At 41.3% G+C, this 25484-nt stretch carries 21 protein-coding genes and 1 riboswitch; of the genes, 12 read left to right on the top strand and 9 right to left on the bottom strand.

The features are described from left to right. The first annotated feature begins 89 nt into the window (after positions 1-89). The gene (locus tag AC1XUO_RS01995) at positions 90-1301 is read left to right on the top strand and encodes a metallophosphoesterase family protein (protein WP_483328079.1); all 1212 of its coding nucleotides are present in this window, start codon (positions 90-92) and stop codon (positions 1299-1301) included. Between the two features lie 126 nt (positions 1302-1427). Continuing rightward, positions 1428-2126, top strand: coding sequence for an endonuclease/exonuclease/phosphatase family protein (locus AC1XUO_RS01990; protein WP_483328078.1), 699 nt, complete (start codon positions 1428-1430; stop codon positions 2124-2126). 94 nt (positions 2127-2220) lie between these two features. Here AC1XUO_RS01990 and AC1XUO_RS01985 read toward each other — a convergent pair whose 3' ends face one another. From AC1XUO_RS01985 to AC1XUO_RS01975, 3 genes are all read right to left on the bottom strand, one after another. After that, positions 2221-3099: a response regulator gene (locus tag AC1XUO_RS01985; protein WP_483328077.1), complete on the bottom strand. Its 879-nt coding sequence runs from the start codon at positions 3097-3099 to the stop codon at positions 2221-2223. Positions 3100-3430: 331 nt separating this feature from the next. After that, positions 3431-4735, bottom strand: coding sequence for an ethanolamine permease (gene eat, locus AC1XUO_RS01980; RefSeq protein WP_483328076.1), 1305 nt, complete (start codon positions 4733-4735; stop codon positions 3431-3433). 75 nt (positions 4736-4810) lie between these two features. Further along, positions 4811-5596 carry a PI-PLC domain-containing protein gene (locus AC1XUO_RS01975; protein ID WP_483328075.1) on the bottom strand — a complete coding sequence of 262 codons (786 nt, stop codon included), beginning with the start codon at positions 5594-5596 and terminating at the stop codon, positions 4811-4813. Between the two features lie 271 nt (positions 5597-5867). Here AC1XUO_RS01975 and AC1XUO_RS01970 point away from each other — a divergent pair, with 271 nt between their 5' ends. Continuing rightward, the gene (locus tag AC1XUO_RS01970) at positions 5868-7565 is read left to right on the top strand and encodes an amino acid permease (protein ID WP_483328074.1); all 1698 of its coding nucleotides are present in this window, start codon (positions 5868-5870) and stop codon (positions 7563-7565) included. 285 nt (positions 7566-7850) lie between these two features. On the opposite strand, the gene AC1XUO_RS01965 is transcribed toward AC1XUO_RS01970, so the two are convergent. Beyond that, a complete protein-coding gene (locus AC1XUO_RS01965) occupies positions 7851-8150 on the bottom strand; it encodes a hypothetical protein (protein WP_483328073.1) in 300 nt (99 codons plus the stop codon). Positions 8151-8394: 244 nt separating this feature from the next. Between AC1XUO_RS01965 and AC1XUO_RS01960 the strand changes: the two genes are divergently transcribed. Together AC1XUO_RS01960 and AC1XUO_RS01955 are read left to right on the top strand one after the other, a co-directional pair. Further along, positions 8395-9801, top strand: a complete 1407-nt coding sequence (locus AC1XUO_RS01960) for a DUF1800 domain-containing protein (RefSeq protein ID WP_483328072.1) — start codon at positions 8395-8397, stop codon at positions 9799-9801. Between the two features lie 23 nt (positions 9802-9824). Beyond that, a complete protein-coding gene (locus AC1XUO_RS01955; protein WP_483328071.1) occupies positions 9825-11030 on the top strand; it encodes a DUF1501 domain-containing protein in 1206 nt (401 codons plus the stop codon). A gap of 28 nt (positions 11031-11058) precedes the next feature. On the opposite strand, the gene AC1XUO_RS01950 is transcribed toward AC1XUO_RS01955, so the two are convergent. Together AC1XUO_RS01950 and hxpB are read right to left on the bottom strand one after the other, a co-directional pair. Further along, on the bottom strand, positions 11059-12399 hold the full coding sequence (locus AC1XUO_RS01950) for a sensor histidine kinase (protein WP_483328070.1): 1341 nt from the start codon (positions 12397-12399) through the stop codon (positions 11059-11061). Positions 12400-12454: 55 nt separating this feature from the next. Continuing rightward, positions 12455-13105, bottom strand: coding sequence for a hexitol phosphatase HxpB (gene hxpB, locus AC1XUO_RS01945; RefSeq protein WP_483328069.1), 651 nt, complete (start codon positions 13103-13105; stop codon positions 12455-12457). Between the two features lie 108 nt (positions 13106-13213). Beyond that, a riboswitch (TPP riboswitch) is annotated at positions 13214-13306 on the top strand. Between the two features lie 78 nt (positions 13307-13384). Here hxpB and thiM point away from each other — a divergent pair. From thiM to AC1XUO_RS01920, 5 genes are all read left to right on the top strand, one after another. Next, positions 13385-14176: a hydroxyethylthiazole kinase gene (gene thiM / locus AC1XUO_RS01940; RefSeq protein WP_483328068.1), complete on the top strand. Its 792-nt coding sequence runs from the start codon at positions 13385-13387 to the stop codon at positions 14174-14176. Positions 14177-15389: 1213 nt separating this feature from the next. Beyond that, on the top strand, positions 15390-16001 hold the full coding sequence (gene thiE, locus AC1XUO_RS01935; protein ID WP_483328067.1) for a thiamine phosphate synthase: 612 nt from the start codon (positions 15390-15392) through the stop codon (positions 15999-16001). Next, complete coding sequence (thiD, locus tag AC1XUO_RS01930) at positions 16002-16826, top strand: bifunctional hydroxymethylpyrimidine kinase/phosphomethylpyrimidine kinase (protein ID WP_483328066.1); 825 nt, start codon at positions 16002-16004, stop codon at positions 16824-16826. A gap of 24 nt (positions 16827-16850) precedes the next feature. Further along, entirely contained in the window at positions 16851-17501 is a 651-nt protein-coding gene (gene tenA, locus AC1XUO_RS01925) for a thiaminase II (RefSeq protein WP_483328065.1), read from the top strand. 123 nt (positions 17502-17624) lie between these two features. Further along, positions 17625-18125, top strand: coding sequence for a pyridoxamine 5'-phosphate oxidase family protein (locus AC1XUO_RS01920; RefSeq protein ID WP_483328064.1), 501 nt, complete (start codon positions 17625-17627; stop codon positions 18123-18125). Between the two features lie 153 nt (positions 18126-18278). Here AC1XUO_RS01920 and AC1XUO_RS01915 read toward each other — a convergent pair whose 3' ends face one another. The 3 genes from AC1XUO_RS01915 to AC1XUO_RS01905 form a co-directional block, all read right to left on the bottom strand. After that, entirely contained in the window at positions 18279-18818 is a 540-nt protein-coding gene (locus tag AC1XUO_RS01915; protein ID WP_483328063.1) for a YciE/YciF ferroxidase family protein, read from the bottom strand. 388 nt (positions 18819-19206) lie between these two features. Beyond that, complete coding sequence (locus AC1XUO_RS01910) at positions 19207-21156, bottom strand: glycoside hydrolase family 127 protein (protein ID WP_483328062.1); 1950 nt, start codon at positions 21154-21156, stop codon at positions 19207-19209. 164 nt (positions 21157-21320) lie between these two features. Next, positions 21321-22685 (bottom strand): sigma-54-dependent transcriptional regulator, encoded by a 1365-nt coding sequence (locus tag AC1XUO_RS01905; protein WP_483328061.1) that lies wholly within the window; start codon positions 22683-22685, stop codon positions 21321-21323. Between the two features lie 483 nt (positions 22686-23168). Between AC1XUO_RS01905 and AC1XUO_RS01900 the strand changes: the two genes are divergently transcribed. Then, a complete protein-coding gene (locus tag AC1XUO_RS01900; protein WP_483328655.1) occupies positions 23169-24419 on the top strand; it encodes an efflux RND transporter periplasmic adaptor subunit in 1251 nt (416 codons plus the stop codon). 201 nt (positions 24420-24620) lie between these two features. Continuing rightward, entirely contained in the window at positions 24621-25298 is a 678-nt protein-coding gene (locus AC1XUO_RS01895; protein WP_235148871.1) for an ABC transporter ATP-binding protein, read from the top strand. Positions 25299-25484 lie beyond the last annotated feature (186 nt).

Raw genomic sequence — 25484 nt, 5'->3', positions numbered from 1 at the left:
ATTTGAAATTTAGGTATTCACTTTAAAGAAATTTGATACATGCCGCTTTTAAGTTATAATGAACAGCTATTCCTAAACCCAAATATATAATGCTTTCAGACAGACGATCATTTTTAGAAAAAATGTCTCAGATCGGGGCGCTTAGTATCCTGCCGGGAGCTTCTGCCTCGGCTGCGAATGAAGAAGATAAAAATCATTTTATGGCTGGTCCGTATCTTCAGAATATGGGTTCGGATGAGGTTACGATCATGTGGGTTACGAGTAAAAATTGTTTTAGTTGGGTAGAATATGGAGAGGGGAGTTATGCGATCAACAAAGCTTTTGCCTACAATAACGGTTTAATTGAAGCTAACAACCGCATCCATAAAATCACGCTTTCCAATTTAAAACCGGGCGTTGGCCATAAGTACAAAATTGTTTCCACGGAGATAACCGGCTTTAAGGGCTCCAAAGTTGAATTTGGAGAAACCATAACCAGCGCGATGCTAGGTTTCAAAACGCCTGCGGCTGATGAGGAGGAAGTGAAATTTGTAGTATTCAATGATATTCACGATCGTCCGCAGATTATTCCGCAATTATTGTATAGACACGGTTACACAGGGAATGTTCGCGACTATGATTTTGTAGTCTTCAACGGAGACTGTTTCGACTGGGTTACGGAAGAGCAGCAATTGATTGATCACCTGATCAAACCGACCACTGATATTTTTTCGAATGAATTACCTTTTATTCTTACGCAGGGGAATCATGAATGTCGGGGAAGTTTTTCGCGGCATATACCAGCCTATTTTGCCTATCCTGACAATAAATTTTATTATGCTTTTTCGCGTGGCCCTGTTAGATTTGTAGTTCTGGATTCTGGTGAGGACAAAAAGGACGACAGTGTTGAATATGGAGGACTTGCCGCTTTTGACCGTTACAGGGAAATTCAGGCCAAATGGCTTGAAAAGGAAATTGCAAACGACGAATTCAAAAAGGCAGATTTTCGGGTTGTGATTATTCATATTTCGCCATACCATTCCGGCGACTGGCATGGTACGTTGCACTGCCAGAAAGTTTTTGGTCCGATGCTGAATAAGGCCAAAATTGATATTCAAATTTCCGGCCATACGCACCGTTACATGACCCACGAACCCGATGCGACACACAATTATCCGATCGTTATTGGCGGAGGTCCTATCGAGGGGAACCGGACTTTAATTAAGGTTCGTGCTACAAAAAAGGAGCTCAATCTTAAAATGATCCGAGATGATGGGGAAGTTGTTGGTAAATTTCAACTGGCGAAAAAGACAAGAAATTAAGTAAAAGAGGATAAATCTGAGATCATGAAAATAGTAATTCAAATTGTATTTTTTTGTTGGTGCGCGGCCGCTTTCGCGAAAAGGTCTGATAAAATTGTGGATCGTAAAGTCAAAACTCTGAAAGTAATGACATACAACATTCATCATTGTAATCCACCTTCGGCGGGAGATAAAATTGACGTTGCGGCTATTGCGAAGGTGATCAAAAACGAAAAACCTGATTTTGTAGCGTTGCAGGAAGTGGATGTGAATACGGAACGTTCCGGTAAAGGAATAAATCAGGCCAAAGAATTGGCAAAGCTGACAGGTATGAACTATTTTTTTTCAAAGGCAATCGATCACCAGGGCGGCGATTATGGCGTTGCGGTACTTTCACGTTTTCCTATTCTGGATTCAACGAAGTTTATTTTACCAATCGATCTGGTTATTAAAGGTGAAACCAGAACGATTGCCGCCGTCACAGTGGAAATTTCCAAAGGGAAAAAGATTATTTTTGCCAGCACGCACCTGGATTTAAAAGAACAAAACCGTTTAACTCAGGCGGAGCTTATCGTAAAACATTTTGAAAAATCGAATTTGCCTGTCATTTTGGGAGGTGATTTCAACGCACTTCCGGACAGTAAGGTAATTCAGTATTTTGATAAATCTTTCACAAGAAGTTGCCAGGAATGTGCATTTACGATCCCTGTTGAAGTACCAGACCGCGCAATTGATTTTATTATGTATAAATCCGATGGAACATTTGAAAGTGTATCAACAAGGGTTATTGATGAAAAATATGCCTCGGATCATCTTCCGGTGGTAGCAGAATTGAAGTTGAAATAAATAAACTAAGGCATTATGGAAGGGTTGCAGGAGATTTCCTGACAACCCTTTTTTATTTGCCCAATGCGAATCTCATTTACAGCTTCAAAGCAATTTACATTGGTTTAGGCACAGAGATCATATTACACCAAAAGTGACAAAGTTTTTTCAAATAGGACATTGAACCATTATAATCCCTGGATTTAGTAAGATATGCGTTGGCATTGTGCTCGTAACATACTTTGATATCCTCAGAATGATCGGAACTGCTGAGAATGATGATGGGTACAGCCGGGAGGTTGTGGAACAAGAAAAAATATCGGATAGAATCAAGCAGCCCAAGGCCTTCCTGGCGCGTGGGCAGGTAGATATCGAAAATGATAAGTGCAGGTGGTTTTGCAAGATTAAACCATTCATCTGTCAGAAAATTTAAAGTATCATTTCTGGTGCACGTTCTGATTATTTTAAGATCCTGTAGGTATGTGTTAAAGGCCTGGTTCATGGACTTCCACCTGTCATCATTACATTCGACCACCAATATACTTTTATTCTTAAAGTTGTCGGAAACCGGGGCGTCATCCTGATCAGAAAAGCTGTTCAGAAAGCAAACGTCAATGGCTTCTGCCATGGTTTTGTACTCTGGGTGTGACAAAGGTTTCGTAATAAAAGCACTTACACCCTCGTCATACGCGCCACGAATCAGGTGATTGTCGTTGGAGGTTGAAACCATCACAACAGGAATATTATGTGTTTTAGGATTTGACTTCAATCTGGAAACAGCTTCGATGCCGCCCATACGATGCATATTCATATCCAGTAAAATCAGCGAGGGGTTCAGCCTTTCATCCTGATTTTCTATTACGTCAAGTAACGTCTTGCAGTCGGTAATTTCCGTAATGTTGATACCCGGAACGGCACTTTCCAATGCCTGTTTTAAAAGGAAAAGATCATCCTGGTCATCATCTACGAGATAAATGGTTTTCTCTGTTCCCATGTCAATGTCAGGTTAGGTATTATGTCCCCGATTAAATTCGAAATTTGTAGTATGAATATTACAACTATAATACACATAGTTGTCTGGATATAAATCGATATAATCGGAATTTTTATAAAAATATATTTAATATACTGATTGTTAAGTGATTTAGACTTCGTGTTGACTGTCGGACTTGAAGTTGGTTTAGGAATGCAGCTTTTTCAGGATCGAATTAAGCATGAGAGGTCCCGTGCGCGCGGCGTCGATCTAGTATCCGCGCTATGGAATCAGAAGAAGTAGTTATTGCCAGACAATGTCAGTTGATCATTATAATTGAATTATAATATTCTTAACCCAAACGCTTATGTTTCCCAGTCAAAACAAATATGCCGGCCAACACCAAAAGCCCCGCGAAGAACCAAAGGCTAAGCACGAGATTATACCATACGATTGCAACAAGACAGACAACGGATAATATTAAAGCGACCAGCGGAAAATAAGGATAGGCAGGAACGATGAATGGGCGTTCGAGATTGGGTTCTTTTTTACGTAACACAAAAAGAGCTGCCATACTGATGATGTACATCACAACTGCTCCAAGAGCCGCCAAAATGATAACCTGATCTGTCGTTCCCAAACTTAAAGCAACGCAGCCAATAAATCCGCCTGTCAGTAAAGCCCAGTGCGGCGTTTGAAAACGGGAATTTACCTGTCCTAAAAATGCTGGAAGATAGCCACTTCTCGAAAGAGCAAAAATTTGTCTCGAATACCCGATGATCGTCCCGTGAAAAGAAGCAATCAAACCAAATAAACCAAGGCTGGCGAATAACTGAGTCCAGCTGTTATCCCGTCCCAAAACAATTCCCAGCGCTGCCGGAAGTGGATAATCAATGGTACTTAAAACTTTCCAATGAGCGATACCACCCGTGAAAATCATTACTGCCAGGGCAAGAACTACTAATGTTAAAATTCCAAGAATATAACCTTTGGAAATCGTACGTTCGGGATCTTCCACTTCTTCGGCCACCATCGCAACACCTTCTATTGCCAGATAAAACCAGATTGCAAATGGAAGTGCAGCAAAAACGCCGGACCAACCGAAGGGCATAGGGTCTGTTACGAAAGTGTCATAGGAAAAGCTTGGCGCTATAATTCCAACATATATCAGTAATTCTCCGACCGCAAGCAAGGTCACAACCAGCGAGAAAGTGGCGGATTCCTTTATCCCCAGCATATTAATGCCGATGAAAATCACATAACATGCAAAGGCAGTTTGAAGTACCGTAATGGATGGATAAAGAAAATGCGTATAACTTCCCAACGCAAAAGCGATGGCGGGAGGTGCTATCAGAAATTCGACAAGCGTTGCATAACCGGCGATCAACCCTCCCCACCAGCCGAATGCGCGATGTGCATAAGCAAAAGGGCCGCCTGCTTGCGGAATGGATGTTGTTAATTCTGTAAAGCTGAAAATAAAAGTCACATACATGACGGTCACGAGCAGCGTGGCGATCAAAAATCCTATGGTTCCGGATACGCCCCAGCCGTAGTTCCAGCCAAAATATTCACCGGAAATAACCAGTCCTACTGCAATTGCCCAAAGATGGATGGGCTTCAAAACTTTTTTAAGGGCAACAACCTGGTCTGTCGACATGCAAGAATGAGTTGGGTAGAATTTTGAAAAATTAGGGCAAAATCTTAATCAGTCTATTGCGGCAGGATTTAATTATCAGCGTGGTGCGGTGCGCAGATAATCTCCCATTTGAATTACTTTCCCTGTGTCCAGATAATCCACCCGAAGGGCCATCATCGTTTTCCAGGTATTGATATTGTCAGGAGCGTCGCGGAAGCGAATCTTTTTTCCAAGTTCATGTGCTTTCTGAACAACTCTTAAAATCGATTTTCTGTCGTTTTTTGGTAAGGGACCCTCACCATTCCAGCCGGTATATTTTTGCAAGGATTGACCGATGAGTGCTACACGTTCCAGCTGTGCTGGCGTGTAAGCAACATCCGGGCTTCCTTCAAACCGGATATAATCCGGATACTTATCAAATAATTCCGGAGCAGGAATATTTCCGGTAATCACAATTTTAACCGTACAATTTGATTCAGTGAGATTTTTATACTTCTCCAATAATTTAACCAAAGCGGGCAGTGTCTCGGAGGCTGGTGTGATCAGGTCAAAAACCAATTGTAGATATACGTCATTCTCAACGTAGATCAGACCACTATTTTTTTCTACTTGTTCAGAAATTGGTTTCAAATAAAGGTTCTCCAGAGATCTGTTTTCGGAAGCATCAATTTCGTGGTTGACGGCATAAAGCTTTCCATCATTTAACAACACATCTGTTTCAATGGATCCAAATTGTTGATCAAAAGCTTCGGTGAAAGGACGCAGCTGCCTGCTGTCATTATGCGAATGTGCCTGAGCGGTAGAATAGGATTCAGTCGTTTGCGCCAGCGAATTGTGGAGAAACATGGAAAATACAATGGGCGAAATCAGAGCGCATTTCATAACGAATATATCTTCATGGCCAGAAAGTAGTATGCGTAAATATAAAGTAAATTGTGATTAAGAGAACAAGGTTACAATCGGATTTATGGTATTAATAGAGAATTCGATCGAATTATGCCGATTTTGATTAAGGAATATGTAAAAAACAGCAATTATTCCTGAAAATAGGATGATTAAATCAACAAATTTTGGGGATTTAACCTGATGATATGGGAATATCCTTATTTTCGCTCCTACGAACCAAAAAACTCGAAATAATCTCAATAACCGAATGAAAAAAAACGCTTCGCTATTTCGTAAAAAAACAGTTGATCAGATCATGAGGGATGCGCATGCGAACGAAAGTGGCGGTTTGGCCAAAATATTAGGCGTTCGCGACTTGGTTTCCTTAGGAATTGCGGCGATTGTCGGAGCCGGAATTTTCAGTACAATCGGTCTGGCAAGTTTTAATGGCGGACCGGCAGTATCACTTTTATTTGTCTTTACAGCTATCGCCTGCGTTTTTACAGCACTTTCCTATGCACAATTTGCAAGTACTGTTCCTGTTTCCGGCAGTGCTTATACCTATGCCTATGTAGCTTTCGGCGAGTTGTTTGCCTGGATTATTGGCTGGGCATTGATTCTGGAATATGCCGTTTCTAATATGGTTGTGGCCATTTCCTGGTCAAAATATTTTGTCAGCATGCTGGAAGGTTTCGGGATTGTCATCCCGGGTTATCTCACGATTGATCCAGGGTCCGCTGCGGATGCTTTCGCGAAACTGCAAACAAGCGGAATCGCTTCTTTAAGTTCCGCGGAAAAACTGGCTGCCCATGCCTATGAAATAGCGCCTGTTGTCGGTGGCTTTCATCTCATTCTTGATCTTCCTGCCGGGCTCATTACCGCGCTGGTAACCAGTCTGGTATACATCGGGATCCGCGAATCCAGAACGGCTAGTAATATTATGGTGGTACTAAAAATCGGCGTGGTATTGCTCGTCATTTTTGCTGGCGCGTTTTATGTGAAACCGGAAAACTGGACACCGTTTGCCCCAAATGGTGTAAAAGGTGTTTTGAGTGGAGTCGCTGCTGTGTTTTTCGCTTTTATTGGATTTGACTCGATTTCTACAACGGCGGAAGAGTGTAAAGATCCGCAGCGCGATATGCCAAAAGCGATGATTTATTGCCTGATGATCTGTACCGTTTTGTATGTATTGATTACGCTTGTGTTAACAGGTATGGTTAACTACAAAGAACTAAACGTGAGTGATCCGCTGGCTTTTGTGTTCCAAAGAATCGGTCTGGACTTTATGGCGGGTTTAATTTCTGTAAGTTCTGTTATTGCCATCACCAGTGCATTGCTGGTATACCAGTTAGGCCAGCCGAGAATATGGATGACTATGAGCCGTGATGGTTTACTTTGGAAACGTTTTTCGAAAATTCACCCTAAATATCAGACGCCTTCCTTTGCAACCATAGTGACGGGTTTGGTTGTAGGGATTCCTGCTTTGTTTTTCAAGATGGATTTCTTTGTTGACTTGACCAGCGTTGGTACTTTTTTTGCATTTATTCTGGTTTGCGGTGGCGTACTTTATCTTGATCATTCCGGGATTTCTGCGAGGTCCAAGTTTAAAGTGCCTTATCTCAATGGTAAGTTTTTGGTAGGATTTGGGCTTCTGGCCGCAATTTTGGGTCTGACTTTTTACGGCCAAGGCGTTATTGACGAGTGGAAAGCACTAACGCTTGCTGAGATTTTTGAACACAAACTTTTAACGGTAATTTTCTGGATTTCCTGGATTGTGCTTTCGTTTATGAGTTTTAAATACAATTTTTCCGTTCTTCCCGTTGCGGGAATTCTGACTAATTTATACCTTATGACTGAACTGGGAGCGTCCAACTGGTTCATCTTCGTAATCTGGCTGGCAATCGGGCTTGTGATATATTTTAGTTACGGATACAGAAAAAGTAAGTTGGCTGGAAATGAAGATTGACCGGAAAGGTTGAAATAAGAATAAAAGTATTAATTAGCAATCTGGCGTTATTGGTGTTCATGAACATCGATAACGCCATTTTTTCTATGAATTGTTCTGAAATGCATGTCCGTTGTATATAGATTCGGAATACAAAATGGTTGAGTCTTTAATACCTAATTATTCTTGATTTCAAGCACCACAGCATAATCCGCTTTTACTTGTCCAACATCTTTTTTTGGAACGGGTGTTACAGACTTCAAAATGAACTGATACTCATTACCTGCAAATTTTTCATTGACTGTATCAGCCAAAAAAGCAGAACAATCGCCCAGGCACATTTTTACTTTTTTTTGATATCCGCCCCTCCGTTGATACGCCTTCCAATAAAAGATCTACCGTCGCATTCCCTGCCACAATACATTGAACTCCCTCCGGACAACGGCTATCAGACACATCGAAAAAGGTGAGTGTTGACCTTGGCACATTATTAATCGTTATGGTTTCTTTATAACGGATAATCCCTTCCTCTTTTTTGTCAACAGCCGACTTTTGACAGGCAAACGATACTGTACCTGCAAAGAACATGTAGTAAATTTTTTTCATAATGTTCCATTTTTTATTCAAGACTCAGAAGGCATAGGTTGGGTTGTAAAATGGGCTAAAAAAATTTCGACCCATGATATCAAACTCATCTTTTAACGATATTTTTTATTGAAATATTATTGCCAATATGCTTAGACATCAATTCAGAATGATTTGATACCGGATTTTGAAAGAAATTTCTTATCAGTTCGTTTCCATTAAACTTTCGTAAGATCTTCAAGTCAAATAAGAAAATTCTTTTGCTATGAAAGACGCCGTCATCAATAACAGCTTGTTACATCTTTATCGAAGGGCTGGATTAGGAAGTATTCCTGAAAAAGACATTTCAATAAAGAAGGCTGTTTCAAAACTTTTTCAGGAAAGCGAAACATTTGCACCAATCAAAATTGTGCGTTCCGAATTAGAAAAACCTGCAATGTCAGATGTTATGTCACCGGAGAGCATTGTGGATATGAGAAAAGACAGGATGAGAAAGAATCGTGAAGAAATTCGTGATCTTAATGCGGCATGGATGTCTGAAATGGCCAAAGGGGGAAATGTTTTAAGAGAACAGATGTCTCTTTTCTGGCATGGCCATTTCGCCTGCCGGTCCGCGGATTCAGTAGCTGTCGAAGGTTATCTAAATACGATCCGGAAGAATGCGCTTGGCAATTTTGGAACATTATTGCTGGAAGTTTCCAAAGAGCCTGCCATGCTTCAATTTCTGAATAATCAACAAAACAGAAAAAATAAACCGAATGAAAATTTTGCCCGGGAGGTGATGGAATTATTTACTTTGGGGAGAGGGAATTATACTGAAATGGATGTGAAAGAAGGAGCCAGAGCTTTCACTGGTTGGGGTTTCGATGGTAAGGGAGAATTTCAGTTCAGAGAAAACCTCCATGATAGTAAGACCAAGAAGTTTCTGGGCGAAGATGGAAATTTCAAAGGGGAAGATATTATAAAAATCTTACTGGAACAGAAACAGACAGCGCGGTTTGTTACGGCAAAAATTTACAGGAGTTTTGTCAGTGAAGTTCCCGATAATCAGCGGATCAATGCACTGGCCGAAAGTTTCTTTAAATCCAATTATGATATCAGCCAACTGATGCGTACCATTTTCAGTGCTGATTGGTATTATGAAAATGTATCAAAAGCGATGCTCATTAAGTCACCGGTTGAGCTGGTTGTCGGGATTCAGAGAACTTTGGGAGGCGCTGAATTCGCGGATAAGGAGCACGTGTTATATATTCAAAAAGTACTTGGCCAGGTATTATTTTATCCGCCAAACGTTGCAGGGTGGCCGGGAGGACGCAACTGGATTGACAGTTCCAGTCTACTTTTCAGGATGCAGCTGCCATATATTATGGCCGGCGTGGCTACGCCAAAAGTTAAGGCGAAGGAGAGTGGTGATGTCAATGACCAGACGGTAAAGAAGAAAGGCGAAAATGCAAAAATAAAAGTGGACTGGGATAAATGGGCCAGCCGGTTTGGTAAAATCTCAGATGAAAAATTGGTTACTTTTTTATCAGCAGAATTGCTTGCTGTCCAACCAAAGCCGTCTGTAATGACATTAATAAGCGACAAAAATAAAGGTATTCCGGATAGAACGGAACGTATCAGAAGGCTCACGCTCTCCATCATGAGCTTACCAGAATATCAAATCAGTTAATCACTTTTAAGATACTCAACGACATGAAAAGACGTGATTTTATTAAAACATCGGTTTTTGCTACGGCAGGAACCATGTTGATCCCACAATTTTTAAAAGCCCATGAATCTGGAATTGCCAAAAATGCAAGCGGGAAAATTCTCGTTGTGATTCAGTTGTCGGGTGGAAACGACGGTTTAAACACTGTGATTCCATATCGAAATGATATCTACTACAAGGAGCGCCCACAGATAGCAATTGAAAAGCAGAAAATCTTGACACTGAATGATGAGATTGGATTAAATCCTGCCCTGGAATCTTTGCGTAGGTTGTATGACGACGGGAGAGTCAGGATTTTGAATAATGTCGGATATCCAAATCCGGACCGTTCACATTTTAGATCAATGGATATCTGGCAAACGGCAAGTAATGCTGACGAGTATTTAAGTACTGGCTGGTTAGGGCGTTACCTCGACGCCTCTTGTGCCGGATGCGATATCAAACCCCATCACATGCTGGAAATTGATGATACGCTGAGTCTGGCCATGAAAGGTGAAATGGCAAACGGTTTGGCCATGCTGGATCCTCGAAAACTTTACCAGCAAACCAGAAATGGAGTTGCAGGCAGTCTCGCAAAAACCTTTAAGGATCATGCAGATGAACATGATCAAATAAGTTATTTATATAAAACATTGGCTGATACAGAATCAAGTGCTGATTATTTATTTGAAAAAGGAAATTTAAAAGGCAGTCAGACCGAATATCCGAATACGGAATTGGGGAAAGGTTTGAAAACAATCGCGGGACTTATTACTTCCGGTGTTGATACGCAGGTTTATTATGTATCACTTTCAGGATTTGATACGCACATAGGGCAAAGAAACCAGCAAGATCGTTTATTAAAACACTATGCAGATGCAGTTGGTGTTTTTGTTGAAGATATGAAAAAACAAGGGCAGCTGGACAGGACAATGGTGCTGACTTTCAGTGAATTTGGCCGGCGTGTGAAACAAAATGGAAGTAACGGTACAGATCACGGAACTGCGAATAACGTGTTTTTAATCGGTGGCCCACCCAGAAGCTCTGTTGTTTATAACGAAGCTCCAAATCTGACGGATCTTGATGGCGGCGATCTTAAGTATTCTCTGGACTTCCGTGACTTATATTCTTCCTTATTGAAAGACTGGCTCGGCGCAGATGATAAGGTTATTTTAGGGAAATCATTTACGGGTTTGAAAGGTATCGTATAGATAAATTTCAAACAGCGATTCATCAAAACTATATAACCAAAGAGAAAACAGTCCCCTTTCCCACATCAGAACGGACATTCAATTGTCCGCCGTGCTGTTGGAGGATTTGACGGGAAAGGCTCAACCCGATACCTGAGCCTGTTTTTTTTGTAGTATAAAAAGGGATGAAAATATTGTCAAGTGCCTCTGGCTCAATGCCATCGCCATTGTCTTCCACCTCAATAATCGTGAGGCTATCAGTAACATAAGCATTAATAGAAATCATTCTGCTCGCCTGCATCGAGAAAGATTCTGAGGCGTTTTTGATAAGATTGATTAAGACCTGCTGGATTTGGCCGCTGTCTGCTTTTATGGTTAAAGTTTCGGGTTTCACATTTACCTGCCACAAAACACCAACGGCAGTCAGGTCTGTTTGCATCAGCTGAATTACCTCATGCAATAACTCCTTTACATTTAAACTGGCAAAATTAGGTTTGGGCAATGTAGTGAAGTCTCGGTATGCATTCACGAACTGCATCATACCTTTACTTCTTTTTTCCAATGTTTGCAGGGCTTCCTTCAAATCCCCGACAGCTTCCTGATTGGTTGTGCTTTTTTCTATATCTTCGTTGACAATCAGACGCATAGTCCCGACTAAGGAGACGATCGGTGTCATGGAATTCATGATCTCATGCCGCAGCACACGCGTCAGATTTTGCCAGGATTCAACTTCCTGCTGTTGAAGTTCTGTTTGAATATTTTGTAAAACCACAATACGAACCCATTTTCCATGCATCTGAATGGCAGCACCTTGCAGCGCAAGCGGCTGGTCAGATGGTGTGCGGTATAATTCGCGGACTCCGGAATTCAGATCTGATAAAAGTTCGTATAATCTCGGATGTTTTTCTTCCAGTTCGCTCAAATTATGAAGACGATAAATCCCCAGCATCCTCAGCGCTGCGCTGTTGATGATGTTAACCTGGCCTGTCCCATCGAAAGTGATAAGACCGGTCCCGATATGCTGGACAATCGTATTCAGATATTGCAGACTCGCTTCTTTCTCTGCCCGTGCCTGTCGGAAAGCCTGTAAAACTTCGTTGAACTGCTGGTTAAGTTCCCGAAAAGTAGCGCCCATGGTATTGTCTGCACGAAAATTAATCGTGAAATCAGAATAGCGTACAGATTCCAGAAAATAGATAAGTTTTCTGTTAACCTTGGTAACATAATTATATAGCGATGCTGCCTGGGCGAAGACAATAATGGATCCGAGAATACATATCAAACCTACATTGGTATGGTAGTTCGTAAGCCAGAACAGACCGATAATCGTGAGGATAATAACGGTAATCCTCACGGCGATCATGATGCTGAAATGGCGTAAACCGGTCATTTTGGAGGGTTTTAGGGAAAGTTAATTTAGCTAAGATCGCTTTTATGATCAAACATCAAACACCAACAGAAAGAATATTAAATTCCTCGAGTGACCTGATTTTGTAATGTGCCAGATCAAATTTCGGATCATCGTAAACCTCGGCATTTGGAACGCAGATGGTGATCATTTTAGCCGCATGTGCAGAACGCAAACCTGTGAAAGAATCTTCAAAAGCCATACATTCATGCGGTGGAATTCCAAGTTTGGCAGCTGTGGTTATATAAACGGCCGGATGGGGCTTGGTATGCTGTTCAAGCTCGCCAGAATGCCAGGTTTCAAAACAATCTACAATTTCTAGACGTCTTAGAACCGCTTCTATCAGCTCCATAGGTGATGCGGAAGCAACTGCAAGTTTCAATTTTTGATCATGCAGGCTTTTTACCAGTGCCAGTGCACCTGGCATCGGCTGAGCGTGCGCGATAATATTTCTTGTCGCAATCGTTAAAATTTCATGCTCTAGTTCATCCCTGCTGGGTGTGTTCCAGGGTTGGATACGGTAACAGAATTCAAGAAATAATTTTATGGATAAGCCTGTGGTTTGAAGTTTCAGATCATGGGTCAGCTGGAAGTTTACCTTTTGCATCACTTCTGTGGCTGCCTCTGTCCAGATCGGTTCTGAATCAATAAGCAATCCGTCCATGTCAAATATCGCCGCTTTAATCATTTTAAAGAAATAGAAATTGTAAATATGAGTTAGTAAGATCGAAGAAAGTAGCTAATAAAAGGACTTTCTGTTTTTAATCATAATCAAAACTACTACATTCGTAATTAAGAATGGCTTTAGGGGTGTCCCAATTTGGACTGAGAAATACCCTTTGAACCTGAAACAGTTCATACTGTCGTAGGAAAAAGCGTTTATACAGAATTTTATTTTCTGTTATCTCTTTTCGGGAATCCGCTGCCTGGCGCCAATTCGATTTGTTTATTATCAAATCCCGATAAGATGAATTCCAAAATAGCATCAAATTTGACAGAACTCAGAGCGATATCGCCTCTCGTTCATAACATCACCAATTTTGTCGTGATGAATTTTACTGCCAACGCACTTCTCGCCGTCGGTGCTTCGCCGGTTATGGCGCATGCGGTTGAAGAAGTTGAAGATATGGTTGGGATTGCAGGAGCTTTGGTCGTGAATATTGGAACACTTTCCCCGCTATGGGTGGAAGGAATGAAGAAGGCCATGATCGCTGCCAAAAAATCAGGAAAACCAATAATTCTGGATCCGGTTGGGGCAGGGGCGACACCTTACCGGAATTCCGTTTTATCTGAATTATTGAACCTGGCGTCACCTACGCTGATCCGTGGAAACGGATCGGAAATTCTCGCGCTGGCGGGCGCCAATGGTCAGACAAAAGGCGTTGACAGTACTTCAAGTTCAACGGACGGTCTGGAGGCTGCAAAGTCACTAAGTAAGAAATTCGGGTGTGTGGTAAGTGTATCCGGTGCCACGGATATTATCGTCAGCGGAGAAAAAGTTGTCTATGTAGAAAATGGTGTTCCTTTAATGACCAGGGTTACGGGCATGGGTTGTTCAGCCTCAGCTGTTGCCGGTGCTTTTTGTGCCATTCAGCCAGATGTTTTTGAAGCGGCAATTTCGGCGGCGGTGACCATGGGTGTTTGTGGTGAAAAAGCATTTGAGAAATCGCAGCTTCCAGGTTCGTTTCAGATTGCATTTTTGGATGCGCTGTCAGCTGTCACGGCTGAGGAATTGGATCGTTTGGCGGTTGTTAAGTGATTAATGAAATTTTTTCGCAAATGTTCTGTCACCCCTTCGGGGTTTTGGTTTTCATCAAAGGGACCTTTGCTATAATAATGTCATCCCTTCGGGATTTTTATCAGGTCGAAAATTTTGGAAGTCAGCGCATTAAATCAAAAACGGGAAATTCAAAATACATCGCATAAGTGCGGCCAAAGAAATTACTTAAAAATCCCGAAGGGATGAAATTATTATAGAAAACAGGATGACGGTTCTAGGCGAAACCCCGAAGGGGTGACAAAATTCATCCATATCAATCAAATTATTCTGACATTTTTAACAATCCCGAAGTTTGATATTATGAAAAAAAGATCAGGATGACGGTTAAAAATCGCAGATCCCAAGTTTGTTTTAAGTTCGCTTTCTTGATGGCTGGCAGCTATTACGATGCAGGAATTAAATCGTTTGGCGGTTGTTTAGTGATTAATGAAATTTTTTCGCAAAAGTTCTGTCACCCCTTCGGGGTTTTGGTTTTCATCAAATGGGCCTTTGCTATAATATTTTCATCCCTTCGGGATTTTTATCATGTCGAAAATTTTGGAAGTCAGCGAATTAAATCAAAAACGGGAAATTCAAAATACATCGCATAAGTGCGACCCAATAAATTACTTAAAAATCCCGAAGGGATGAAATTATTATAGAAAACAGGATGACGGTTCTAGGCGAAACCCCGAAGGGGTGACAAAATTCATCCATATCAATCGAATTATTCTGACATGTTTAACAATCCCGAAAGGAAGAAATTATTAAAGAAAGATCAGGATGACGGTTAAAAATCGCAGATCCCAAGTTTGTTTTAAGTTCGCTTTCTTGATAGCTGGCAGCTATTACGATGCAGGAATTAAATCGTTTGGCGGTTGTTTAGTGATTAATGAAATTTTTTCGCAAATGTTCTGTCACCCCTTCGGGGTTATGGTTTTCATCAAATGGGCCTTTGCTATAATATTTTCATCCCTTCGGGATTTTTATCAGGTCGAAAAATTTCGAATGTCATTGGGCTAGATGAAAAACGCGAATTTTTAAACGTAACCTTGATATGTGTCCAAACATATTTTTTAACAATCCCGAAGGGATGAAATTATTATAGCAAACCAGGACGACGATTCTTGACCAAACCCCGAAGGGGTGACATAACTTGATCCATATCGATGGAATATCTACCAACAAATATTCAAAAAGTTAAAAACAAAAAATGCAACTATACCTTGTAACGGATGAATCTGCCTGTCTGGGAAGAGATATTTTCTGGGTCGTTGAAGAAGCTGTAAAGGGTGGCGTCACGATTGTCCAGCTTCGTGAAAAATCTTTGGGAACAAGAGCATTTATCGACAGAGCCATGCGAATGAAGGAATTACTTGCGCCTTTCAACGTTCCTTTGATTATTAATGATCGTGTTGATGTAGCACTTGCCTCCGATGCCGATGGCGTTCATGTCGGGCAAAGTGACATGCCTTATACTAGACTTAAAAACCTGATGCCACCCGGAAAAATCATCGGACTTTCTGCGGAAAAAAGGGAAGATGTTTTCGAAGCGGAAAATATGGATCTGACCTATCTCGCAGTAAGTCCATTGTATGCAACAAATTCAAAATCAGATCATGCTGAGCCATGGGGTATGGAAGGTTTGAAATGGGTGAAAGCAAATAGCAAACATCCGCTCGTCGTGATTGGCGGGTTGAATGCAACAAATACGACCGAAGTTATAAAAAACGGTGCCGAAGGTATATCAGTGATTTCAGCTATTTGCAGTGCAGAATCACCCTTTCAGGCAGCGAAATATTTAAAGTCTTTAATCATCAGGTAAATGAAAAGATATCCAACCGTGTTAACCATCGCCGGATCCGATAGCGGTGGAGGTGCCGGAATTCAGGCAGATTTAAAAACAATTGCTGCTTTGGGCGCTTATGGTGCTTCAGCGATCACCGCGCTTACGGCGCAAAATACTTTGGGCGTGCGCGGGATTCATGCTGTTCCTCCTGCTTTCCTGAAAAGCCAGTTGGAAGCAGTTTTTGAAGATATAAAAGTGGACGCAGTGAAAATTGGCATGATCAATACCATCGAAGTTGCGCAGATCATCGCGGAAGTACTCGATCGTTTTCAACCAGAATTTGTCGTTTTTGATCCTGTAATGGTTTCCACTAGTGGAGCAAAATTGATTCAGGATGAGACGATAGCGGTGCTTTGGAAGGAATTATTTCCACGGGCTACGGTCATTACGCCAAATCTGGATGAAGCGCAGATTCTTGCAGGTCATAAAATCACAAACGTTGATGAAATGATTGAGGCATGTAAGGAAATGGTCAGCCGCGGTTGCCAGGGCGTACTGTTGAAAGGCGGACATTTGATTGCTCCCAAACTTTTCGATGTATTCCTGCAAAAAAATGGTGATTCACGGATTTTTGAAAGTGAATACATCGAAAGTAAAAATGTCCATGGAACAGGTTGTACACTTTCTTCCGCGATCGCTACCTATGCTGCGCTTGGCAATACGCTGTCTGATTCAATCCTGCTGGCAAAGCAATATGTCGCTGGTGCAATTGAAGCTGGGAAAAATATTACAACAGGTTCTGGTTCCGGGCCACTAAATCATTCTTTTTCGCCACAGGTTATGAAAGTCATTTCGATGTGATCGAATATCCTAATTACTGAATATATGAAATTTACAGACCATCTTTGGAACAGTGCTTTACCGGTATTTGATAAAATAATAACGCATCCTTTCAATCAGGAAATGATGTCGGGGACATTACCAGTTGAAAAATTCAAATTTTATATTTATCAGGATTCATTGTATCTGGCCGATTTTGCGAAGGCGTTGGCAACTGCGGGAACGAAGGCCAATACCAGTGATCAATTACTCCAGTTCTTGTTATTTGCCCAAAATGCGATAATCGTTGAGCGCGTACTCCACGAAAGTTATTTTCATGAATATGCTATTTCGTTTGATAGCGGAAAAGCGCCCGGATGTTTTGCCTACACGAATTATTTATTGGCTGCCAGTGCTTATGAATCATTCGAAGTGGCGGTGGCTGCTTTGCTGCCTTGCTTCTGGATTTATAAAAAAGTGGGTGACCATATTTTTGCAAATCAATCGACACCAAATCCGTATCAAAACTGGATTGATGCTTACGCGGGTGAAGAATTTGCAGTTTCTGTGGACAAAGCGCTGGATATTTGTAATATGCTTGCCGAGCAGGCTTCTGAAACAACCAGGCAAAAAATGACCGATGCATATATCACGGCATCCCGCCTGGAATTTATATTTTGGGACAGTGCATACCGGTTTGAATCGTGGGAAGTTTAAATGAGTAATTCGGGGAAATCATCCACGCAGTCAATTTCTAAATAAAACTGATAACAGTTTTGGAACGGTTGTTTTAATCAGGTCATTGAAAACTATTCATAACAGACTAAAATTGAAATAATCATGGAAAAGGATCTTGGCAATAATGAAGCTATAAAAAAACTGAAATCACTGGTTGAAGATATTCGTTTTTGTATGTACACAACTTATGAAAACGGGAAAATCGAGTCAAGGCCAATGACAACACTGGATGTTGACAGCGAAGGCAATGCCTGGTTTTTTACGAGTCGTCAAACTGAAATAGGAAGTGAAACAGACAATGGGGAATCGGTTACGCTGATTTATTCTCATCCTGGCGATAATACTTATTTGAGTGTTTCAGGCACCGCGTCCATTGTTCACGATGAAGCAAAAAAAGAAGAATTATGGAGCCCGCTTTCCAAAGCATGGTTTCCCGAAGGAAAAAATGATCCGAACTTGGTTGTATTGAAAGTGACCACAGATGAGGCGGCATATTGGGACAGCCCGTCGTCAAAAATGGTTGTTTTCTTTTCAATGGTAAAAGCAGCTGTTACGGGCCATCAAAGTGATCCGGGAGATCATGGGAAATTGAATCTTGCATAAGTCTTAAATTAGATACCAATTGTAAAATAATAAACGACCATCAATAGTCTCTCAAATACTATTGATGGTCGTTTACTTTTAAATATTTCCAAGACATAAAAAACGCTAATCGTAAATTTTACGATCAGCGTTTTTTATGTCTTGGATTCAGAATTATTCCTGACTAGCTTCCTCGTTTACGTAGGCCTCAGCCAAATCTGTCAGTTTATGATCTGTGGCTCCCTCTTCGTCCAATGTCGTTTGAAGAATTTTTGCAACTTCTTCATGGCCAAGTGTTCTCGCAATATTACGAAGTGTTCCGTATGATGCAATTTCATAATGCTCCACTTTCTGAGCAGCCATGATCAAGCCACAGTCGCGAACCATCGTTCCTTTTTCTGTACTTTCGATAATTTCTTCTCCTTCTTCAAGCAGACCTTCCATCGCAGCACATTTTTTAGCCTGCGCTTTTTCGCCAATCAACCCGAAAATTTCTTCCAGACGTGCAGTATGCTCCTCAGTTTCGGTTGTATGCATTTCAAAGGCAGCTTTCAATTCATCAGAAGTCGCCGCTTTCGCCATTTTAGGTAAAGCCTTCGCCAAATGTTTTTCAGCCCAATAAATATCCTTTAATCCGTCAACAAAAAGTTCAGTCAGTTTTTCCTGATCAGCTTCGTTAATCTTTTTTGTGGATTTGCTTTTCGCAGTTTTCATAATTGTAAGGATTTAATTACTAGTTAATTGTAAGTAGTTGAAGTGTTCAATAATACTGGGGATGTTTAAATATCTGTACCAGGAGCAGGATATTTCTGTGCGCTGAATTCGACGAATTTAATGAAGAGATATATCCCCAATTTTTCAAATATTTTACAAAAAGCGCAACAATGTGCTCACCATCTGACAGCAATTCGGAGGTCAAATAAAAAGGTTCTAATTCTTTTATATCCAAAAGGATTACTGCAAAAAAATGTGAAATGGCTACGATGAAAAGACAGTGGGATATAGGAATGAGTATCGATAAACAAAGGAATGCCACAGATTAACAAATCTCTGTGGCCTTCCAAATCTCAATTATACTATCATTCACTCATTCAAAATTCCATCATTTATTCTCAAACCAAATGGTCATTTCATTGGCGCCACGGTTTGCCCAGGCGTAGTAAGGAATGAGAGTAGCAGATTTATTTCCGCTGGATTTTAAAACGGTCAACCCGCCTAGAAAATCTTTCTGATATTCTGCGTTAAAATTCTGGTCGTCGCTTATTGCTATCGAAAGCGCTTTTCCATCGTTGTCTTTGCCTTCCGCACAGTATAAAACCGGACCGCGTTCGATTGCTACTTTACCATTATTATTCTTAATTTTTTCATTCGCAAGCACCTTCCTGACTGGCATATCCAACGCAACTGTGATTACATCGCCCGATTTCCACGTACGAGATAATTTTAAATATCCGTTTTCTACAGTTGCAGGTGTATTTTTTCCGTTTATAGTGACCTGAACCCCCTTGGTTTCCTTATTTTGATAAGTATACAAGTCACCAGGAATCGCCTGTGCAGATGCCCAGCCAGGAATCCTGATCGATAATGGAAACGCGGAAGTTTTGGAAGGCGTGACAGTAATTTTCACATTTCCATCCCATGGATAATTGGTCTTCTGGTTGATTTTGACAGAAGCATTGTCAAGTTTCAGCTCCGATTCGCTGTCCATAAATAAATTGACGAACAACTCGTTTGATTTTGTTGCATAAACATAACCAGGAAGGGAAGGCAAAAAGCGGGTAACGTTTGTAGGGCAACATGCGCAGCCAAACCACTCATGGCGCGTAGCACCTGTTCCTCTCCCAAAGTCATTTATTCCGTTGGAAGCCATTGGATTTACATAGAAAAACTGATTTCCTGAAACGGACATTCCACCTAAAAATCCGTTATAAAGAACGCGTTCAAAAACATCCATGTACTTGGATTCTCCGGTATAAAGGAACATTTTGTGGTTCCAGATCAGGTTAGCCACGGCAGCACAGGTTTCTGCATAGGCGTTATCATTAGGTAAAACATACGCAGCATCAAAAGCCTCGCCGTCCTCTCTGGCACCAACACCTCCCGTAACATATTGTTTTTTTGTAGTCGCGTCATCCCAGATTTTATGAACTGCATTACTATATGCCGGATTGTCTTCAATCGTCAACATATCCGTGATCGCAGCGTATAAATACTGGGCACGCACCGCATGACCTACCGCTTCACTCTGTTTTACTACAGGTTTCTGATCCTGGAAATAGGAGGGGCCGAGACGATGTTCGTCCAAAAATAAAGGTCGCTTGTCTGAACGCCCACGCATATCAACAAAGAAATGAGCGAGATCTAGATACTCTTTTTTGTTTGTTGTCCGGTATAATTTAAGTAAGGCTATTTCGATTTCTTCATGCCCCGGTACCACAATCATTTGTCCGGGTTTTGGACCAATCGTGCGTACCAAATGATCTGCATTTTTAGTCGCAACATCCAGTAATGACTTTTTTCCAGTCGCCTGGTAATGTGCAACGGCGGCTTCATAAAGATGCCCCACATTGTAGAGCTCATGACTGCCGTTTTCAAAAGAATATCGGGTTGGTCCGGCGATCCAGTCATACGAACCGGTTGTATCTTTGTTGATTGTCCGGATCGTGTACATGTATCCATCCGGCTCCTGCGCAGCTGCAAAAAGTGTGATCAGACTATCAAGGTATTTGTCCAGTTTTGGATCGTAATGGTTTTGTAAAGAATAGGCGGCACCCTCGACAACCTTAAAAACATCAGAATCGTCAAATCGTGTCCCTTGGAAAACACCTTTTTGTAATCCTCCTGCAACGGCAAAATTATCGATACGACCAGTTTCTTCGCATTGATGAAACACATGAGGCAGCATTACATTACGTCCCGTTTCCAGTCTTTCATGCCAGAAACCCTGGCTGAGTTTAACGTTTTTTAATGGTACCGATTGGATTGATTTAATTTGGGCAATACTAATTTGCGTTATAATCAGAAGAAAAATCAGCTGGCAATACTTTATCATTATTTATGGATTGAAATGAGAAGTTATTTCTAATAACGATAACAGGGCGTAAAAAATATGCCAGAGGGGCTTTCGGCAGTCGGCTTTCAGATCTGGATAATTCGCATCTTAACTTCTTACAGAAATTCTTATATTCAGTTCCGGATGGTCAACATTCTTAATGATCACAACCCATATTTTTCCATACGTCGATATAGGGCAGCGCGGCTCAGTCCCAATTCCCTGGCAGCATCGGTAATATTTCCGTTGAAACGTTTCAGTGCCTGGACGATCATGTTTTTCTCCATATCTTCCAGATCAAAACCTGTGGCAGTTGTTGGCTGTCCTCCTGAACTTTTCAGGAAAAGATCATCGGGTTGTAAAGTTTTCTCCTGGGATAAAATCACAGCTCTTTCAATCGCGTGCTGCAACTCGCGAATATTTCCGGGCCAGTTATACTGCTGCATCTTTTTAATCAATGCGCTGCTGATATCTGTAACCGGGCGGTTGTATTTTTTTCGGAATTGTTTGAGATAAAATTCAGCAAGCGGCGCGATATCTTCCGGACGATCACGAAGCGGAGGCAGATCAAGCTCAATGGTATTGATCCGGTAAAATAAATCCTGGCGAAAGCTTTTGTCGCCCACCATACTTTCGATATTCATATTGGTAGCACAGATAAGCCTTACATCCAGCGGAATTGACTTGTTGGAGCCTACACGCGTAACTTTTCTTTCCTGTAAAACGGTTAGTAATTTGGCCTGAAGCGAAAGTGTCAGGTTTCCGATTTCATCAAGAAATATGGTCCCTCCTTTGGCCTCCTCGAAACGGCCTGCGCGATCTTCTTTTGCGTCGGTAAACGCACCTTTTACATGTCCGAACAGCTCGCTTTCAAAAAGTGAATCACTCAATGCTCCCAGATCCACAACGACAAACGGTTTTTCTGAACGAAGAGAATGTTGATGTAAATAACGGGCCAATTGTGTTTTTCCCGTACCGTTTTCACCTAGAATCAAAACATTGGCATCCGTTGCAGCAACACGTTCAGAAGTTTTTAAAACATGCTGCATCGCTTCACTTTGCCCAATAATAGCATCTGATGATGATTTTTCTTTTTTGCTTTCCGTTTTTTCTTCTGTTGTGGAAGCTGACTTTTCACCCTTTTTCTCCTTCAAAACATCCTCGATTGTCGCGACAAGTTTGTCATTTTCCCATGGTTTTAGAACAAAATCAGTAGCTCCGGATTTTATCGCGCGAATGGCCATTTCAATATCGCCATAAGCGGTGATCATGATGACTTTGATATTTGGGCTAATATCCAGAATTCTGTCCAGCCAGTGAAAACCTTCACGGCCACTATTCACATCCCGCGTGAAATTCATGTCCAGAAGAATCAAATCATACGTATTGTTGGTTACCAGAAAAGGAAGTTTTTGCGGATTTTTTTCAATGTCAACAAGTTTTGCGTGCCGTTTTAAAAGAAGTTTTGCTGCACTTAGAACGTCAACATCGTCGTCAATGATCAGTATTTTGGCTTCGGAGAGGAGCATAGGAGTAGGCTTTGGCTAAATAAATTATGGCTAATGTTTTTGCAGCAGCGCCGCGACGAAAATTAAATGATTAAGCAATATTGCCTATTTTTTGTGTAAATTTTAAGTTTGGAATGCAGGAATTACAATCTTTTCGGGTTAATAAAGGAGAAGGATATGCAATGAGCGGTCGGCTTTCGACAATCGGCGGTCATATTGTGAATTTCTGAAATGACGCAAATTGGCTCGCGATCCTCATTAATACCTGTTTTTCTGCTTGTCCGAAGCCGAACAAAAGTGTCCGATAACGAACAGGTACGCGTATATATCTAGATTGATTTTTGTTGATTATCAATTAGTTGTATTGTTTTGATAGTCCTGGCATAAGGATTGGATATAAAAGGGAAAAGACAAATTCAAGATAAAAAATAGCCTGACAATATAATGGAAGTTAAAACACCAGTTTCCGGAAGTAATGGATCTAATTTCACAGGAGGTTCTACGATGGACAGACAGAAACCGAAGAAATTCTGGAACAGCCGCCGTATTGGCATCATTGCAGGCAGCGTTTTGTTGGTTAGTTTTTTGGTATACCAATTTTTCTTCGCTGATACGAGAAGTAAGCTGAATGTTCAGCAGGATAAGCTTACCGTCTCTACTGTGAAACAGGGTGAATTTGATGAATTTATTGTTGTTACGGGGGTTGTACAACCATTAAAAACCATCCAGCTTGATGCCATCGAAGGTGGTTATGTGACGCAGAAACTGATCGAAGGCGGTAATATGGTGAAGCAGGGCGACGTACTTCTGAGACTTGAAAATCAGAGTTTAAAACTTAGCTTTCTTCAATCTGAAACAGAAGCGAGCCGACTGGTCAATGACCTTCAAAATACACGTCAGCGTTTGAGAGTGGAACGTTTTACGTTACAGAAAAGTCTTAGTGAGCTGGATTTCCAAATCGATCAGGCAAAAGATGCGCACGACCGTAACATTAAATTATACAAAGACAAGGTTATTCCTGACGCGGAATTTCTTAAAACAAAACGCGAACTGGAACGTCTGACCAAACAACGGGAAATTGAGATTGAATCTCAGAAATACCAGGAGGAAAATGCGAAAATGCAGATTACGCAACTGGAAGGGACACTTTCCAATACCAAGAAAAACGTGGATCTATGGAGACAAACCCTTGATAACCTGGTTGTAAAAGCACCGGTTTCAGGTATGCTTTCATCCATGAATGTGGAAGTGGGTTCGAATATTAATCAGGGCCAGAATATTGGCCAAATTGATGATCTGAACGGGTTCAAAATGCGTGTGAGCGTTGATGAACATTACATTTCCAGAATCTTCGCCGGATTGCAGGGAAGTATGGATTTCAATGGAAAAGCTTATAACCTGAAAATTATCAAAATATATCCGGAAGTATTGAGCGGGCGATTTGAAGTGGACATGGAGTTTGAAAAAGGCGGGGCTCCCGAACTGATCAAACGCGGACAGTCAGCACCGATAAGATTACAGCTTGGACAGCCGTCGAAAGCAACGTTACTGCCGGTCGGCGGATTCTTCTCTGAAACTGGTGGAAACTGGGTATATGTTGTAGGTTCTGATGGCAAACGTGCAGCGAAACGCAAAATCACACTGGGTCGTAAAAATCCTGAATATTTCGAAGTCCTTGAAGGATTGCAGCCAGGTGAAAAAGTAATCACGAGTTCGTATGAGAACTTTGGGGATAACGAGGTGCTGGAATTTTAGTGTAGCTGTTAGCGATTGGCTTTTAGGATGGATAATTGAAACCAGACGCCAGCTCAACCTAATTTTAAAAGATCTCAAAATACCAAACAGAAATCCATCAGATTCAAAAATTGTAACAAAATAAGTTAACAAGCCAACACGTAAGAAATACCCATAACCAAGCTAAAAGCCAAACGCTAATAGCCAACAGCTAAAAGAAATATGATCAAAATTGACAACTTACAGAAAGTTTTTTCTACGGAAGAAGTAGAAACCACCGCCTTAAACGGTATCGATCTGGAAATTAAGGACGGAGAATTCGTCGCTATTATGGGACCCTCCGGATGCGGGAAATCAACGCTTCTGAATATCCTTGGCTTGTTGGATAATCCAAGTGATGGATCGTATGAATTCTATGGCACCGAGGTTGGGAAAATGTCTGAACGCCAGCGTGCTCAGATTCGTAAGGGAAACATCGGTTTTGTGTTCCAGAGTTTTAACCTCATCGATGAACTTACGGTTTATGAAAATGTTGAGCTTCCTCTGTTATATCTGAAAACACCTCCCGCGGAACGGAAAGAAAAGGTTGAAGCTTCCCTTACCCGTATGAATATGATGCACCGCCGCAACCACTTTCCGCAGCAGCTTTCCGGTGGACAACAGCAACGTACAGCCATAGCACGTGCGGTAGTTGCCACGCCAAAAACAATACTTGCGGATGAGCCAACAGGTAACCTTGACTCAAAAAATGGTGAAGAGGTGATGGCTTTGCTAAGTCAGTTAAATGCGGCTGGGACCACAATCATCATGGTAACCCACTCGCCCTATGACGCTGGTTTTGCACACCGTATCGTCAATCTATTTGATGGTAAGGTAGTTACAGAAAAAATTCACGTTTAGTTAAATAAGAAAATTTACATCGTTTTCTCCTGCGTAAGTATCTTGGTTGTTTTAATTTTCTTAAATAGTAAACACAATTTATAAATATCAGCTGGTAAAAATTTTGATCTGAAAATGGATTTTCATCTCTCGGATCAAAATTTTCACTTGAATTGTTTGACGTCCAATCGTTGAAAGCCATCCTAC

The organism is Dyadobacter sp. HNCC25DJ186, assembly GCF_056895235.1.
Note: the sequence above shows the minus strand (reverse complement) of the source record. Positions and strands in the feature narration are given on the sequence as shown.